The organism is Micromonospora sp. NPDC051196 (assembly GCF_040682415.1).
Classification (GTDB): domain Bacteria; phylum Actinomycetota; class Actinomycetes; order Mycobacteriales; family Micromonosporaceae; genus Micromonospora.
In genome coordinates, this window is sequence record NZ_JBFBAY010000009.1 from 15906 (window position 1) to 31701 (window position 15796).

Genomic DNA, 15796 nt, shown 5'->3' on the forward strand with positions numbered 1-15796 from the left:
TGATGAAACGTTGTCTGGCCGCGCTCGCCGCGGTGACCCTGTTGACGCTCGCCGGCTGCGCCACGGACACGCCGGTGGCCACCGGATCGGGCACCGGGTCCGCACCCGCCGGAGCCGGTACCGGCGAGCAGTCGAAGTTCTTCGACCAGACCGACTACGACAACGAGTTGGCCCTGCTGGACGCCGCTGCGACCGGGCCGGCGGACAAACCGTGGGAGCAGATGCTCAACCCGACGATGGTGGACACCGCGACATTCAAGAAACCCGGCCCGTACAAGATCTGTTTCTCCAACGCGGCCTTGAACAATCCGTGGCGGCAGGTCGGCTTCAAGACCATGCAGGCCGAGGTGGCGGCGCAGGGGAGCCTGATCAAGGAGTTCGTGCACGTCGAGGCCGAAGGCAAGGACCAGAAGCAGATCGCCGACATCAACGACCTGCTCGGCAAGGACTGCGACGCCCTGATCGTCTCGCCGAACACGACCGCCACCCTCACCCCGGCCGTGGAAGCGGCCTGCCGCACCGGTCTGCCGGTCGTCGTCTTCGACCGTGGCGTCGACACCGACTGCCCGGTGACCTTCATCAACCCCATCGGCGGGTACGGCTTCGGTCACGTCGGCGCCGAGTTCGTGAGCCAGCGGATGAAGCCCGGCGGCAAGCTGCTCGCCCTGCGCATCCTGCCCGGCGTGGACGTGCTGGAGACGCGCTGGTCGGCCGCGAAGGTCGCCTTCGACAAGGCGGGCGTCGACGTCGTCGGGGTCGAGTTCACCGACGGCGACCCGGCCAAGACCAAGAAGATCGTCGACGACTACCTCCAGCGGTACGGCACGATCGACGGCGTCTGGATGGACGCCGGTGCGGTCGCGGTCGCGGCGGTGGAGGCGTTCCAGGACGCCGGCAAGCCGGTGCCCCCGATCAACGGCGAGGACCAGCTCGACTTCCTGAAGGTGTGGAAGGAGGTCGGCCTCACCGCGATCGCGCCGACCTACCCGACCTACCAGTGGCGTACGCCGATCATCGCGGCCCTGCGGATCCTCGACGGCCAGCAGGTGTCCAGCCCGTGGAAGCTGCCCCAGCCGACGATCACGCAGGAGAACCTCGACAACTACCTGGACGCGGACATGCCGCCGCTGCACTACGCGATGTGCGGCTGCACCGACCTGCCCGGATACCCCCAGCGCTGGAAGTAGGCCCGATGTACGAGATCGGCGTCAATCCGTGGGTATGGGCCTCTCCGGTCGACGACGCGGCCCTCGCCGAGCTGGTGCCCCGGATCGCCCGGTTCGGCTTCGACGCGGTCGAACTGCCGATCGAGCAGCCGGGGGACTGGGATCCGTCGCGGACCCGGGACCTGCTCGCGGCCCACAGCCTGACCGCGGCCGGCGTCTGCGCGGTCACCCCGCCCGGACGGGACCTGGTCAACGCGGCGCCGGCGGTGGTGGAGGCGACAGCGGCGTACCTGCGGGGCTGTGTGGACGCCGCGGTGGCGGTCGGCGCACCTACCGTCGGTGGGCCGGTCTACGCCTCGGTGGGCCGGACCTGGCGGATGACCGTGCCCGAGCGCGCCGCCTGTTACGCCGACTTCCGTCGCGCCCTGGCACCGGTCGCCGACCACGCGGGTGAGCAGGGCGTGTCCATCGGTGTGGAGGCACTCAACCGCTACGAGACGAGCGTGGTCAACACCATCGAGCAGACGTTGGACCTGATCGACGGTCTGCCGCCGAACGTCGGCCTCATGATCGACACCTATCACATGAACATCGAGGAGGCCGACCCGTACGCCGCACTCGCCGTCGCCGGCCCGCACGTCAAGCATGTGCAGGTCAGTGGCACCAACCGGGGGGCTCCCGGCGCTGACCACCTGGACTGGCCCCGGTTTCTCGCCGTCCTGGCCACGACCGGATACCGGGGTGCGGTCTGTATCGAGTCGTTCACCCCGGACAACGAGACGATCGCCACCGCCGCCTCCATCTGGCGACCGCTCGCCCCCTCGCCGGACCGACTCGCCCTCGACGGTCTGGCGCATCTACGCGGAATCCTCGGTTGAACTGCGCCGATCCACCGCCCCCACCACACTCCGTCCCGGGTAAGGAGACCCTCGTGTCCGTACCTCCCCCTGCCACCGCACCCAGACGGGTGCTGGCCGCGATCGCGGCGGTGGCGCTCACCAGCGTCGTCACCGCCGCCGTCGTGGCCACCTCCGCCGCACCGGCCCTCGCCGCCACCACCACCCTGTACGCCGCACCGACCGGTGGCGGCAGCAGTTGCAGCGCCGCCCAGCCCTGCTCGTTGACCGGCGCGCAGACCGCCGTCCGGGCGCTGAACAGCTCGATGTCCGGCGACATCGTGGTGCAACTGGCCGACGGGGTGTACCGGCTCACGTCACCGCTGCGGCTGACCGCCGCCGACTCCGGCACCAATGGGTACCGCGTGCTGTGGCAGGCCGCTCCGTCGGCCCGACCCGTGATCAGCGGCGCCCGCGCGGTCACCGGATGGTCGTTGGTCGACGCCGGACGCAACATCTGGCGGGCCAACGTCGGCGCCGGGCTGGACAGCCGGCAGCTGTACGTCGACGGCGCCGTCGCCACCCGGGCGCGTACCCAGGTCAACCGGGCCGACTTCACCGCCGACAGCACCGGCATGCGGTTCACCAACGGCGCGTTGAGCTACCTGAACAATCTGGCCAACCAGAGCCGGATCCAGATGGAGAGCGTCAACTCGTTCACCGACCGGTACGTCTCGGTGCAGAGCATCAGTGGAAACCTGATCAGGATGCAGCAGCCCGGTTGGAGCAACAACAACTTCGGGTACGACACCTTCACCAGCCCGCACCGGCCCGGCCCGCTCTACCTGACCAACGCCTACGAGTTCCTGGACGCTGCGGGTGAGTGGTATCTCGACCCCGCCAGTGGGGCACTGTCGTACATCCCGCTTGCCGGGCAGGACATGAACACCGCTCGGGTGGAGCTGCCGACCCTGCAATCCCTGATCCAGATCGGCGGCACCTACGCCGCACCCGCGCATCACGTGACGTTCAGCGGGATCACCTTCACCGGCACGAGCTGGCTGGGCGCCAGCAGCAACCAGGGCTACGTGGACCAGCAGACCGGCGCGTACATCTACGGCAACTGGAACTGGCCGAGCTTCACCTCGTGTCACAACGGCTGCCCGCAGTTCGAGGCCACCCGCCCGAACTGGCAGCAGATGCCGGCCGCCGTGCAGATCTCGGCCGCCGACAACATCACCTTCAGCGACTCCGCGTTCGTCAACCTCGGCCAGACCGCCATCGGGATCGGCAACGACGCCAACGCCCACGCCAGCGGCGTCGGCCTCGGGGCCAGCAACATCACCATCACCAGGTCCGAGATCGCCCGCAACGTGGCCGGCGGCATCGTCGTCGGCGGGGTACGTGCCGACGCCCACCACCCCAGCGACCAGCGGATGGTCAACCGGGACATCACCATCAGCAACAACCGCCTGCACGACCTGGGCATCGAGTACCGGGGCATCGTCTCGGTGCTGACCACCTACGTCACCAACGCCACCATCTCGTACAACGAGGTCTACAACATGCCGTACACCGGCATGTCCGTCGGATACGGCTGGGGTTCCAACGACGCCGGTGGTAGCAACCACTACGCCGACCGTGGCCTGTACAACTACCAGCCGCGCTACACCACCGCCACCACCGCGTCCAACAACCGGTTGATCGGCAACTACGTGCACGACGTCATGCAGCAGATGAACGACGGCGGTTGCATCTACACGTTGTCGGCGAACCCCGGCGGGCTGATCAGCGACAACTACTGCCTGCGGACCAACGGCCACTTCGGGCTCTACTTCGACGAGGGCTCCCGCTACTTCACCGCCCGCAACAACGTCTTCTCGTCGACCGGCACGTGGGCCACGGCCAACTACTGGTTCGCCGAGAACATGGGCAACTTCACCGTCACCAGCAACTGGTCCACCAACGGCAGCACCAACGTGACCAACGGTGACCGGGGCAACGTCGTCTCCGGCAACGTGACGGTCACCAACGGCAACTGGCCCACGGGCGCCCAGGCCGTGATGGCCGCCGCTGGCCCGCAGAACGGCAGCCCGCCACCGCAGGCCGTGCAGATCGTCGGCGGACAGTCCGGCCGCTGCCTGGAGATCGGCGGTTCGAGCACCACCAACGGCACCCAGGCGCAGCTCTGGGACTGTCACGGCGGCAGCAACCAGCGATGGACGTACACCGCCGGCAAACAACTGATGGTGTACGGCAACAAGTGCCTCGACGCGTCCGGTCAGGGCACCGCCAACGGCACGCTGGCGATCATCTGGGACTGCAACGGCCAGACCAACCAGCAGTGGAACGTCAACACCAACGGCACCATCACCGGAGTCCAGTCCGGACTGTGCCTCGACGCCAGCGGTTACGGCACCGCGAACGGCACCAAGGTCCACCTCTGGGCCTGCCACGGCGGCACCAACCAGCAGTGGAGCATGCGCAACTGACCCCGCGTGGTGGGGTGGGGGTCGGGCCCACCCCACCACGCGGTTCCGCGGCCGCCCTACCCGGCAGGCGGGTACCGCGTTTCCGCTCGACGATTTGTCACCGGCCTGCTCGGGCGTCAGGTCGGCCGCAAGTGCCTGTGGTACTTGCGAGCGAGGCGACGTGGACGAGGGCCGTGACGTTGTCGTTGCCGACCGGATCCGGTGTCACCGCGGTCGCGGGCCGGCCTCCGAGGTCTGGGATATCTGCTGGGTCACGTGGCAGGCCACCTCGCGTAGGGCTTCGATCTGGCTCGGGGTGAGGCCGTCGATGACGTAGTGACGGACGGCTGCCACGTGACCGGGGGCTGCGGTGACCACAAGATCCCATCCCGCGTCGGTGAGCGTGGCGGCGGTGTAGCGGGGATTGTCCGGATCTGGCGCGCGACGGAGCAGTCCGCGCTGTTCGAGGCGCTTGACGACGTTCGACAGTCGGGACAGCGAGCAGCTGATCTGGTTGGCCACGTCGCTGAGCCGCATGGTTCGTCCGGGTGCCATGGACAGGCCGCTGAGCACGAAGTAGTCGAACAGCGTGAGGTGGTTGTCCCGCAGGAGTTGGGCGTCGAGGGCGCTCGGCAGGTTGAACATCAGTTTGGCCAGCGCAAGCCAGGCGTCGCGCTCGTGGTCGGTCAACCACCGAGGTTCGTCAGGCATGCCCCAAGAGTACGGGCCGGATCGATCGGCAGAGTGAGGGATGTCTCTTCCTGTTCAAGCTTGAACAATCTAGTCTAGGCTGGATTCAACCTTGAACCTCGTACCCGGGGAGTACCTGTGACCTTGTTCCGTCTTGATGCCAGCATCCGTTCCCACGACTCGGCGAGTCGCGAGATCGCCGACATCGTCGAGGAGGAGTGGCTGGTCACTCATCCCGGTGACACCGTCAAGCGCCGTCATGTCGGCGTGGACACCCTGCCGTCGACCGTCTGGGCTGCGGCGGTGTCCGCCTCCATGACGCCGGTCGAGCAGCAGACTGCCGAGCAGCGGGAGGCCGTCGCCCTCGCCACGACGTTGGTGGACGAGCTGCTGGCCGCCGACGCCGTGCTGTTCGCGGTGCCGCTTTACAACTACGGTGTCTCCCAGCACTTCAAGACGTACGTCGATGTGGTGTTGGCCGACCCGCGGACGACCGGAAAGCCTTTCCTGGCGGGTAAGCCCGTCGTGCTCGCCACGGTGCGTGGCGGCGCGTACGGTGCCGGCACGCCCCGAGAGGGCTGGGACCACTCGACGCCGTACCTGCGCCGGATCATCGCCGACTGCTGGGGCGCCGACCTCACCGTGATCGAACGCGAGTTCACCCTCGTCGGGGTCAACCCCGCGCTCGACTCCTTCACCGACCAGGCCGCGCAGATGCACGCCGGAGCCCTGCAATCCGCCCGGGAGGCCGGTCGCGCCCTCGGCGCGCTGCGCGTCCCGGTCTGAAGGGCTGCCCTCATCGGGAGAACGGCGGGCAGTCGGTCGGGGAATCAGAGGCTGGGATCCCCGAACTCACCGGCATCAGCCGGCTGATTCGGGGTGACCGGCGTCGTCGGTGTCGAGGCTGTCGAGCAAGGGGGCGAGAGTCTCCCAGTTGGCACGGGTGGCGGCCGTGGCACCAGCCACGTCGCCGGCCTCGCAGAGCGCGATGATCCGATCGTGCTGTGCGACCGACTCTCGACCGCTGAGCGAGGAGAAGCGTAGCCGCTCCAGGCGACGCAGCATCGGGGTGAACTGTTCGAGCACATCGTGCAGGGCCTGATTGGCGCTGGCGATCACAAGTACGGCGTGGAAGTCGTCGTCGGCGGCGGTCGCGGCGTCGACGTCGTTGCGTCGCAGGGCGTCGGCGAAGCGCGCGTTGGCCTCGCGCATGGCCTCGATCTCGGTGCCGGAGAGGTTGGGCAGGGCCTCGCGAACGGCCAGCTCGTGCATGGCGGACGTGACCGCCTGGGCGTTGCGGGCGGCGCGGACGTCCAGCGGGCTGACCATGGTGTATCGGCCCGGCTTCGTCTGGACCAGACCTGCCTGTTCCAGGCGTGCCAGCGCCTCCCGGACCGGCGTGCGGCTGACGCCGAGCCACTCGACCAGATCGCTGTCGTTGAGGCGTTCGCCGGGGGCCAGCGTGCCGCCGACGATGGCGTCGCGGATCGCCCGGTAGGCGTCATCCCGAAGAAGTGATCTGGGAGCGAGTCCGCGACCTTGTGGAACAGGCATGCAGTATGTTGTGCACTGGTTGCTCCCACTGTCAACCGGACTCGCCTCACCCCACGCTGGCCCTTCTCGCCGGCGAACCCCCACGTCACGGGCATCGGGCCAGCGCCGTGACCGGTCCGCGAACCGCGCTGTGTCGCTCAGCGTTGTGCGGAATCGCCTGACTCGAAGAGACTGCTGTACGCGTTCAGTGCGGGTTGGCCGCCCAGGTGGGCGTAGAGCACGTTGGAGTCCTTCGGGATGTCGTTGCTGCGGACGAGGTCGATGAGCCCGGCCATCGACTTACCCTCGTACACCGGATCGAGGATCACGCCTTCCAGCATCGCCGTCAGCCGGATGGCGTCGAGCGTCGACCGGGTCGCAATGCCGTAGCGGTCGCCGGCCCAGCCGGGCAGGACGACGATCTCGTCGTCGTGAAGGTCGCGCCCCAGGTCGATGAGCGCGGCGGTGTTGCGGGCGATCTTCTCCACCTGACGGCGGGTGTCGTCGATCTTCGCGGAGGCGTCGATGCCGATCACCCGCCGTGGTCGGTCCTGACCGGCGAATCCGGCGATCATGCCTGCCTGCGTGCTGCCGGTGACGCTGCACACGACGACGGTGTCGAAGAAGACGCCGAGTTCGCGTTCCTGTTGCTGGACCTCGTAGGCCCAGTTGGCGAAGCCGAGTCCGCCCAAGGGGTGGTCGGACCCGCCGGCCGGGATCGCGTAGGGTACGCCGCCGCCGGCCCGGACCTCGTCCAGCGCCTGCTGCCAACTTTCCTTGAACCCGATGCCGAAGCCGTCTTTCGCCAGCCGCACGTCGGCGCCCATGATGCGCGACAGCAGGATGTTGCCGACCTTGTCGTTGACCGGGTCGGGCCAGTCCACCCAACTCTCCTGCACCAGCACGGCCTTCAGGCCGGCCCGGGCGGCGGCCGCGGCTACCTGCCGGGTGTGATTGGACTGCACACCGCCGATGCTGACCAGGGTGTCTGCGCCTTGGGCGAGGGCGTCGAACAACAGGTACTCCAGCTTGCGGGTCTTGTTGCCGCCGAAGGCCAACCCGCTGTTGCAGTCCTCCCGCTTGGCCCAGATCCGGGCGCCACCGAGGTGATCGGTGAGCCGGTCCAGCGGGTGGACCGGGCTGGGGCCGAACAGCAGGGGAAAGCGCTCGAACGCGTCGAGGGGCATGGGCTCTCCTTCAGGGGGTGCTGCACCGGAGATGCAGTGAGGAATGCAAAATATTGCACATCGTAGGTTGACCTTGTCAAGGTTGACCTGGGATGAGGGCCCCGCTCAAGCCACGCGGCAGCGTTTTCGCAGCGGCGCTACGGTGACTCGACGTCGGATCGGTGCACCTCGAAAGCTGCCTGGAACTTTCGCAGCTGTCGACCTTGATGCCTGGTGATCGGCCGACTACCGAATGCACACCTGTCGCCTGTGAGCTCGGATTGCTGCTACTGGGCAGCCGCAACGATTGCGCTGATCGACGGGCTGTCCGGCCATAGGTTTCGGAAGTATTTCCGGAAGTTGTTGACGCGTCGACCAGGGCGTGTCGATACTGACCATCGACGCAGCTCAATCGCTAACCATTGCGACCTGCTGCGCCGGTCATGCAGCAGACGATCGGCACCCCACCACCACCACGGTACGACGCCGACAGCGATGGCGGTCGTCAGAGCGCCGGATCTCGCCGGCTCGTAGCGTTGCTGGCCTTCAGCCAGCCGTCATGAGGAGGAAGTATGCACGAGGGGCTCGTCCAGAGGAGACGCCGCGGACGCGTGCGCCTCAGGTCTCTCATCGGTGCTGCCTGCGCGGCAGCGCTGATCACGACCGGTAGCACGGCGATCGTGGCCAGCCCTGCCCACGCCCAGACCGTGACCAGCAACCAGGAGGGGAACCACAGCGGTTTCTTCTTCTCCTTCTGGAAGGACAGCGGCAACGTCTCCATGACCATGGGGAACGGTGGCCAGTACAGCACCCAGTGGAGCAACGTCAACAACTTCGTCGCCGGTAAGGGCTGGAACCCGGGCACGCGCCGCAGCGTGACCTACTCGGGCTCCTTCAACCCGAACGGCAACTCGTACCTGACGCTCTACGGCTGGACCCGGAACCCGCTCGTCGAGTACTACATCGTGGACAGTTGGGGCAGTTGGCGGCCCCCGGGTGCGAACTCGATGGGCCAGGTCCACACCGATGGCGGCACGTACGACATCTACCGCACGGAGCGCGTCAACCAGCCGTCCATCGACGGCACCCGGACGTTCTCGCAGTACTGGAGCGTCCGGACCTCGAAGCGGGTCGGCGGCACCATCACCACGGCCAACCACTTCGACGCCTGGGCCAGCCGTGGCATGAACCTCGGCAACCACTACTACCAGATCATGGCCACCGAGGGGTACCAGAGCAGCGGTAGCTCCAACATCACGGTGCAGGAGGGCGGTAGCAGCAACCCGCCGCCCACGACCCCGCCGCCCGGCAGCGGTGGCTGCTCGGTGAGCGTGAACCGGGCCGACGAGTGGGGTGACCGCTTCAACACGACCTTCTCGGTCAGCGGCACCAACAACTGGGTCGTCACCATCCGCACCAACGGTGGCCAGAGCCTGCAGAACAGCTGGAACGCCTCGGTCAGCGGCAACAGCGGCACGCTCACGGCCCGCCCGAACGGCAACGGCAACAACTTCGGCATCACGCTCTACAAGAACGGCAACAACACGACGCCCACCGCGACGTGCTCGACCGGCTGATCTGACCAGCCATGGGATGGGGTGCCGGCGACAGCCGGCACCCCATCGCCGTGTCTGCCCCCGTCCGCGGTCGATCGCCGTCGGGTGCTGCCGCCACCGCTGAGCGTCCACACAGGACAACGGCTTGTTACGATGATCTTACGCCTGGTTTCGTTTCGCGAGATCCGATTTCGGATGGGCTGGGGGGCCTTCATCGCGAATCGCCAGCGCGGTCAATTCGACGCCGTTTGGGGGGCGCAGAGTGTCGGCGCATGTCTTCTTCGGGGTGCTGGGTCCGCTCATCGCGAGCGTGGACGATCACCCCGTCAATCTCGGTGGACCACGTCAACGTAAGGTCCTCGGCTGTCTGGTCGCCGCCCGTGGACGGATCGTCTCGGTGGAGCGACTGATGGCGCAGGTATGGGACGACACAGTGCCGCCGACCCCGGCGACCCTGTTCGGGTACATCGCTGGCCTGCGCCGGGCGCTGGAACCCCGACGAGCGGCCCGCACCCCGGCCCAGGTGTTGGTTCGGGAGGGGCCGGGCTACGCACTACGGGCCCCGGCGGCCGCCGTGGACGCCGAACGGTTCACCGCCCTGGTGATGCAGGGCGACCGGGCAGCCTCGGCCGCCGATTTCAGTACGGCCGCGACGGCCCTGGACGAGGCCCTGGGACTGTGGCGTGGCGCGGCGTACGCGGACTTCGTCGACGCGGACTTCGCCGTCGCCGAGATCGCCCGGCTGGACGCCCTGCACGTCGCCGCCCGGGAACAGCGGCTGGCGGTCGCCCTGTCCGACGGCGAACACCAGCGGGTCCTCGGCGACCTGGAGGCCCTCGTGGCGGAACAGCCGCTGCGCGAACGGGGCTGGGAACTGCTCGCGCTCGCCCTCTATCGGACCGGCCGACAGGGGGATGCCCTCGCCGTGCTGCGCCGGGCCCGCGAACAGCTGATCGCCGAACTCGGGGTGGACCCCGGTCCGCAACTGCGCCGGATGGAGGCGGCGGTGCTCAGCCAGGACGTCTCCCTGGAGATGCCACGGCCCTCCGCCGTTCGGACGCCGGTCCTCGCGCCGCTCCGGAGCAACATCCCGGCGGCCCTGTCGTCCTTCGTCGGCCGGCAGCGCGAACTGGTGGTGCTGCGTCGCGCCCTCGCCGAACACCGGCTGGTCACCCTCACCGGGGCGGGCGGGGTCGGCAAAACTCGGCTGGTGCTGGAGCACTGTCGGACCCGTACCGATGTGGACGGCCCGTGGCTGGTGGAACTGGCCAGCCTGCGCGACCCGACGGAGGTGCCCCGGGCGGTGTCGGACGTGCTCGGTCTGACCGGGGTGGCCACGGCGGGGCAACTTGCCCAACGGCTCGTCGACCGGGAGGCGGTGCTCGTCGTGGACAACGCCGAACATCTGGTCCACGGGGTCGCCGACCTGGCCCGGACGGTCCTCGGCGGCTGCCCGGGACTGCGTCTGCTGGTCACCAGCCGGCAACCGCTGGGTGTGCCCGGCGAGGCGGTCCTGGAACTCCTGCCGTTGCCCCTGACCGAGGCCGTCGAGCTGTTGGTCGACCGGATCAACACGGCCAACCTGGCGGTGGGCGCCGGCGAGCCGGATTCGGCGTTGGCAGCACGGGTCTGCCGGGATCTGGACGGCCTCCCGCTGGCGATCGAACTGGCTGCCGCCCAGTGCCGGATGCTCTCCCTGCGGGAGATCGCCTTCCAGCTCGACGACCGGCTCGGCCTGCTCACCACCGGCAACGGCGAGGACGAGGACCGGCACGCCGCCGTCCGCAACGCGATCGGCTGGAGCTATCAGCTGCTCACCGGCGCCGAACAGGCACTGCTGCGGCAACTCTCCGTCTTCGACGGTGGGTTCGACCTGGACGCGGCCCGGCAGGTCGGTGCCGGCCCCGACCTGCCGGAGCCGGTGCCGGCCCTGCTGGGGCTGGCCCGCAAGTCGCTGGTGATCGCCGACGCCGCCACCGTGCCGCGCCGCTACCGGATGCTGGAACTGGTCCGCGAGTACGCGGCCGACCTGTTGACCGGTGCCGAGCGGGCGCAGGCGCTGGCCCGGCACCGGCGATGGCTGCTGGGACTGGTGGAGACCGGGGAACAGCGGCTGCCGACCGCCGACGGGTCGCAGTGGCTGCGGCGGCTCAGCGCGGAACGCGACAACATCCGGGCCGCCCTGGTCTCCGCCCTCGCCGCCGGTGAGGACCTGACCGCGGCGCGGATCTGCGGGGCACTCGCCTGGTTCTGGTACCGCACCGGGCAGATCGCCGAAGGCGAGCGTTGGGGCGGACGGACCCTCGCCGCCCTCGATGCCCGTCGGCTCGCAGCCGCCGATCCGATCGGTAGCGGACAGTCGGCGGAGTGGACCCTGGCCCGGGCGCGGCTGTTGATGGCCGTCGGGGGCTGCGCGTATCTGAGCGGGGACCACGCCGGCAGCGTCGCGGCGTTGAGTGAGGCGGCTCAGCTCTGTGCTCGGGTCGCGGCCCGGCAGCCGCACACCACCGCGGCGATCTACCTGGCCTCGGTGACCGCGATCGGCGGTGACGTCGCCGGGGCGCTGTCGCTGGCCGACGAGGCGGTGCGGCTGGCGGACCTGGTGGGGGAGCCGTGGGCGCAGGCCGAGGCGCTGACCGTACGCAGTCAGCTCAGCCGAGCCTGCGGAGACCTGGCCCGGGCCCGCGACGAACTGGCCCGCGCCAACGAACTGGCCCGATCCTGCGGCCACCAGTGGGCGATTCTGTCGTCCGGGTGGATGGACGGCAAGGTCAGCACCGATCTCGGTGAGCCGGACCGGGCCCTGCGCACGTTGGCCGACCTGGCCCGGGAGATCGACCCCGAGCAGGACCGCTCAAGCTGGCTCGCGCTGGTGCATTCGATGGCCGGGGCGCTCGGCCGCACGGGCCGGGCCGGCACCGGTGCGGTCCTGCTCGGCGCGGTCGAGGCGCTGGGAAAGCTCATCGGATACCACCCGGAGCAGATGGACCCGCACGACGGACCGGGCAACCGCGCGGCCGTGGCAGCTGCTCTCGATCCGCAGGCGTACCAGACCGGGCTGGCCAGTGGTCGGCAGCTGAGCTGGTCCGACCTGGCCGACCTGGTCGCCGACGAGGGCAGGTGGTCGGCCAGCCTGAACTGAGCCTCCCAATCGGTTCCCATTGGATTCCCAATGCCATGTCCCAGGGTGGACGGCGGTCGTGAGAACGACCTTGCAGATTGGGGGGACAGGGGAACATGGCAAGACAGACAGCGGTTCGGGGGGGCTCCGATCCGGCTGGTGACGAGGTCCGGATGTCGTTGTTGCGGGCCGGCCGCCGCCGACCCGGCGTACGCGCAGGGCGGGTCGTCACCGCACTGGTCACGGCGATGGTGATGACCGTGGCCGGGTTCGCGGTGGCCCCGCCGGCCGCGGCGACCAAGGCGACCAGGGTACTGATCAAGAACGATGAGTTGCGTGCCGGCCTGTTCGGCCTGCACATGCGGGCGCGGTTGGCCGGTGTGGACGGCTTCAAGGATCTGATGGCCAGCGCATCGCTGGTCGGTTTCCGGCAGGCGAACCCTGCCGCGACCGAGCAGCAACTCACCGACCACGTGGTGGCCCTGCGTAACTACTACGACAGCAAACTGACTGCCGGGGACCTCCAGCGGCCGGCGTACCAGTTCGCGTTGCGGATGTTGGAGCTGACCGCGCTGGCACCCGGCGCGGTGAAGAACGCGCCGGTGATGCGGGAGCTGCTGGAGGCTACCGTCGGCACCCAGTTGAACAACTACGGCGACATGCTCGACCAGGTCAAGGCGTCGCAGTTCCAGCACTCCTGGTACCTGCAGCAGTACGGCGTCCAGGACCAGGTCTGGCAGTACGTGCACGATCTCGCTCTGGCGGACGCCACCTTCCGTGCCGCCTGGAACGCCCAGTTCGGCACCCGGTACGGCGTGGATGCCGCCGCCGATGTCGAGACCCTCAGCGCCGACCCGCAGTTGGCCGACTGGGTGGACATTCCCGCGATCATGGAGAACAGAAACGACACGGTGGCGTGGACCGACGAGGGGGAGCGGCAGGCCGCGGAGCTGATGAGCCGCGTCAACGCCCGCATCGTCGACTACAACGAGGATCTGTTGACGCTGTCGGAGCAGTACCCGCTCACCAATGGCGGCGCCAAGCCGAGCGAGCAGGTCTACCAGGCCACGATGGCGAAGGCCACCACCGCTCAGCAGTGGCACAGCCACGCGTCGACCGCGTTCGAGATCCTGGCGCTGCTGGTCGGATTCGCGAATCCGGCGGCCGGCAAGGTGATCTCCGGAGTGGGTAAGGGAGCCATGCAGATCGCCTCGGCGATCATGGGGTACCAGACCACCACCGCCTCGAAGGACCTCGGCAAGCTGCTGACCGCGTTCACCTCGCAGGCGCTGGCCGGCAACATCGCGGGCGCCATCTCCGCCCTGTTGCCGATCTTCGGCGGGGGCAACAACCCGGATCCGGCGATCCGCGCCGAACTGATCGCCCTGCGGCAACAGGTGGCGCAGCTGGAGACCAACATGCACGCCCGCTTCGACCGGGTCGACCGGGCGTTGGCACGTATCTACGTCGACATGCTGCAACAGTTCGAGGTCGTCGTGAACCTGCAGAACGCGACGAACGCGCAGCTGCGGCAGATCAACACTCAGCTCGCCCGGATCACCGAGCGGATCGACCTCTGGGGCAGCCTGCTGCTCAACGTCGAACGGGACGACAAGATCAACGAAACCAAGGAGTTGGTCGACAGGTTCGTCGGATACCGTACCCGGGTCGGCCGCGAGATGGACTACGTCAATCACTATGAGCCGGCTTCCTCCGCTTTGACCTTCGACCTGACGACCGAGGCGAAGTCGCTGCTCTTCGCGGCTCCGAGCGACCCGAGAAATCCGGACTTTCCGCGTGACCCGGATGCCGCGCTCGACCTCTACGGGCCGTACGGCTCGATCAGCTACCTGCACGCCGACGCGGTGCGCAAGGGCAAGCTGAGCGGGTCGGTGGGCACTCCGGCGAACCCGGAGGTGTGGCTGCTGGCGGCGACCGGATACCAGATGCTGCTGGCGCAGAACCCGCAGCATGCCGCCCAGATGAGCGGTCAGGCGGAGACGGTGGTCACCTCCGGCGAGGCGATCCAGGACGCGGTCAGGGCGTTCAGCGAGCCACGGGAACCGACCTCCGACAACCCGCGCTGGATGAACGACTTCCTGTACGACGCGATCATGGCCTATCGCTGGACGGGGTACTACATGGCGCAGCGGATGGCCGCCATCCGCGACGAGATCGCCCAGGGCGGTCAGCACGACATGTTCGGTAGTCCCACCCAGCCGGTGCCGGCGAACGAGAAGCCGACCGCCGAGCCGACGACGGTGCCCTCCTGCGCGGGCAACTCGCCCGCCCTCACCCGACCGGCCCAGGTTGGCTACACGGACCTGCCGCAGGAACTGTGGGTGGCCCAGTGGGGCAAGCCGGACTCGAAGGTGACCCTCTGCCACGCCTCCGACTGGGTCAACGTGCTGACCCGCAACATGGGGGGCTGGGAGGTCACCACCGCCGACTTGGAGATCAAGTTCCAGGTCCGGCAGCGTTGGAACGGCAGCAACCGGATCGTGCGCGAGTGGAGCAAGGTCTTCAAGCAGGGCGTGATCTGCCGTACCCACGAGACGCAGACCGGCGAATGCCGTTTCCTGGACCAGGAACTGGCCAAGTGGGACAGCACCTACCGGGGTGACTTCCAACAGTCCGCCAGCTCTGTCGACAACACCGAGGAGGCGCGCGAGCGGTCGCGGGACTGGTTCTACGGTCAGGCCGCCCGCTACTACACCACCATCACCGAGGAGTTGGCCAACCCCAACCCGGCCAACCCCCAGGTGCAGACCCTGCATCGGCTCAACACGCAGTTCACCTCGCAGGCACGGCTGATGCAGACGTACCTGAAGCTGGGTTTCGCCACCGCCCTGACCCAGGACGAGCTGCTGGCCCTCAACCTGCTCGGCGTCGACCGGTTCCCGGCCGACCTGGACGGGCGGAACATGATCACCGACTCGTTCGAGCGGGCCCGCGCGAACTACTGTGCGGACCGGCAGTCGCCGTGCACTCTGAAGGACACCATCGAAGGGCCCAAGAAGAACCAGGTCATGTTCAGCTGTGCCAACCCCGCCAAGACGGATCCGATCTCGTACTGCGCGGAGTGGCTCATGTACGACCGGACCGACACCATGATGCGTCGGTTGAACTTCTGGTCGGAGAAGATCCAGAACGGCGAGTACGTCGAAGGGCTGCCCGCCGTGGACCTTGCCCTGCGCAGCATCGAGACCGCAGAGCGCATCGCCAAGGGGTCGAACGCGTAGTGGTCGGGGGTCCGC

At 68.4% G+C, this 15796-nt stretch carries 10 protein-coding genes; 7 read left to right on the top strand and 3 right to left on the bottom strand.

Annotated elements, in window-relative coordinates:
• Positions 1-2: 2 nt before the first annotated feature.
• The 3 genes from AB0M35_RS18395 to AB0M35_RS18405 are packed head-to-tail and all read left to right on the top strand — an operon-like array spanning position 3 to position 4494.
• The gene (locus tag AB0M35_RS18395) at positions 3-1187 is read left to right on the top strand and encodes a substrate-binding domain-containing protein (protein WP_363746744.1); all 1185 of its coding nucleotides are present in this window, start codon (positions 3-5) and stop codon (positions 1185-1187) included.
• A 5-nt stretch (positions 1188-1192) separates the two neighbouring features.
• Positions 1193-2044 carry a sugar phosphate isomerase/epimerase family protein gene (locus AB0M35_RS18400; protein WP_363746745.1) on the top strand — a complete coding sequence of 284 codons (852 nt, stop codon included), beginning with the start codon at positions 1193-1195 and terminating at the stop codon, positions 2042-2044.
• A 53-nt stretch (positions 2045-2097) separates the two neighbouring features.
• Positions 2098-4494, top strand: coding sequence for an RICIN domain-containing protein (locus AB0M35_RS18405; protein ID WP_363746746.1), 2397 nt, complete (start codon positions 2098-2100; stop codon positions 4492-4494).
• A 204-nt stretch (positions 4495-4698) separates the two neighbouring features.
• Here the strand turns inward: AB0M35_RS18405 and AB0M35_RS18410 are convergent, their stop codons facing one another.
• The gene (locus tag AB0M35_RS18410) at positions 4699-5184 is read right to left on the bottom strand and encodes a MarR family transcriptional regulator (RefSeq protein ID WP_363746747.1); all 486 of its coding nucleotides are present in this window, start codon (positions 5182-5184) and stop codon (positions 4699-4701) included.
• A 117-nt stretch (positions 5185-5301) separates the two neighbouring features.
• Here AB0M35_RS18410 and AB0M35_RS18415 point away from each other — a divergent pair, with 117 nt between their 5' ends.
• Positions 5302-5949 carry an NAD(P)H-dependent oxidoreductase gene (locus tag AB0M35_RS18415; protein ID WP_363746748.1) on the top strand — a complete coding sequence of 216 codons (648 nt, stop codon included), beginning with the start codon at positions 5302-5304 and terminating at the stop codon, positions 5947-5949.
• Positions 5950-6024: 75 nt separating this feature from the next.
• Here the strand turns inward: AB0M35_RS18415 and AB0M35_RS18420 are convergent, their stop codons facing one another.
• Entirely contained in the window at positions 6025-6717 is a 693-nt protein-coding gene (locus tag AB0M35_RS18420; protein WP_363746749.1) for a GntR family transcriptional regulator, read from the bottom strand.
• 137 nt (positions 6718-6854) lie between these two features.
• Positions 6855-7883: a 1-aminocyclopropane-1-carboxylate deaminase gene (locus tag AB0M35_RS18425; protein ID WP_363746750.1), complete on the bottom strand. Its 1029-nt coding sequence runs from the start codon at positions 7881-7883 to the stop codon at positions 6855-6857.
• Positions 7884-8434: 551 nt separating this feature from the next.
• Between AB0M35_RS18425 and AB0M35_RS18430 the strand changes: the two genes are divergently transcribed.
• The 3 genes from AB0M35_RS18430 (at position 8435) to AB0M35_RS18440 (ending at position 15781) form a co-directional block, all read left to right on the top strand.
• A complete protein-coding gene (locus AB0M35_RS18430; RefSeq protein WP_363746751.1) occupies positions 8435-9439 on the top strand; it encodes a glycoside hydrolase family 11 protein in 1005 nt (334 codons plus the stop codon).
• 241 nt (positions 9440-9680) lie between these two features.
• On the top strand, positions 9681-12560 hold the full coding sequence (locus tag AB0M35_RS18435) for a BTAD domain-containing putative transcriptional regulator (protein ID WP_363746752.1): 2880 nt from the start codon (positions 9681-9683) through the stop codon (positions 12558-12560).
• Positions 12561-12712: 152 nt separating this feature from the next.
• A complete protein-coding gene (locus AB0M35_RS18440) occupies positions 12713-15781 on the top strand; it encodes a hypothetical protein (RefSeq protein ID WP_363746753.1) in 3069 nt (1022 codons plus the stop codon).
• The last annotated feature ends 15 nt before the right edge of the window (positions 15782-15796 follow it).

Excerpts from the sequence above, each read along its gene's own strand:
- AB0M35_RS18440 (WP_363746753.1), top strand. The coding sequence starts at position 12,713 with ATGTCGTTGTTGCGGGCCGGCCGCCGCCGACCCGGCGTACGCGCAGGG.
- AB0M35_RS18425 (WP_363746750.1), bottom strand. The coding sequence starts at position 7,883 with ATGCCCCTCGACGCGTTCGAGCGCTTTCCCCTGCTGTTCGGCCCCAGC.
- AB0M35_RS18430 (WP_363746751.1), top strand. The coding sequence starts at position 8,435 with ATGCACGAGGGGCTCGTCCAGAGGAGACGCCGCGGACGCGTGCGCCTC.
- AB0M35_RS18400 (WP_363746745.1), top strand. The coding sequence starts at position 1,193 with ATGTACGAGATCGGCGTCAATCCGTGGGTATGGGCCTCTCCGGTCGAC.
- AB0M35_RS18410 (WP_363746747.1), bottom strand. The coding sequence starts at position 5,184 with ATGCCTGACGAACCTCGGTGGTTGACCGACCACGAGCGCGACGCCTGG.
- AB0M35_RS18420 (WP_363746749.1), bottom strand. The coding sequence starts at position 6,717 with ATGCCTGTTCCACAAGGTCGCGGACTCGCTCCCAGATCACTTCTTCGG.
- AB0M35_RS18395 (WP_363746744.1), top strand. The coding sequence starts at position 3 with ATGAAACGTTGTCTGGCCGCGCTCGCCGCGGTGACCCTGTTGACGCTC.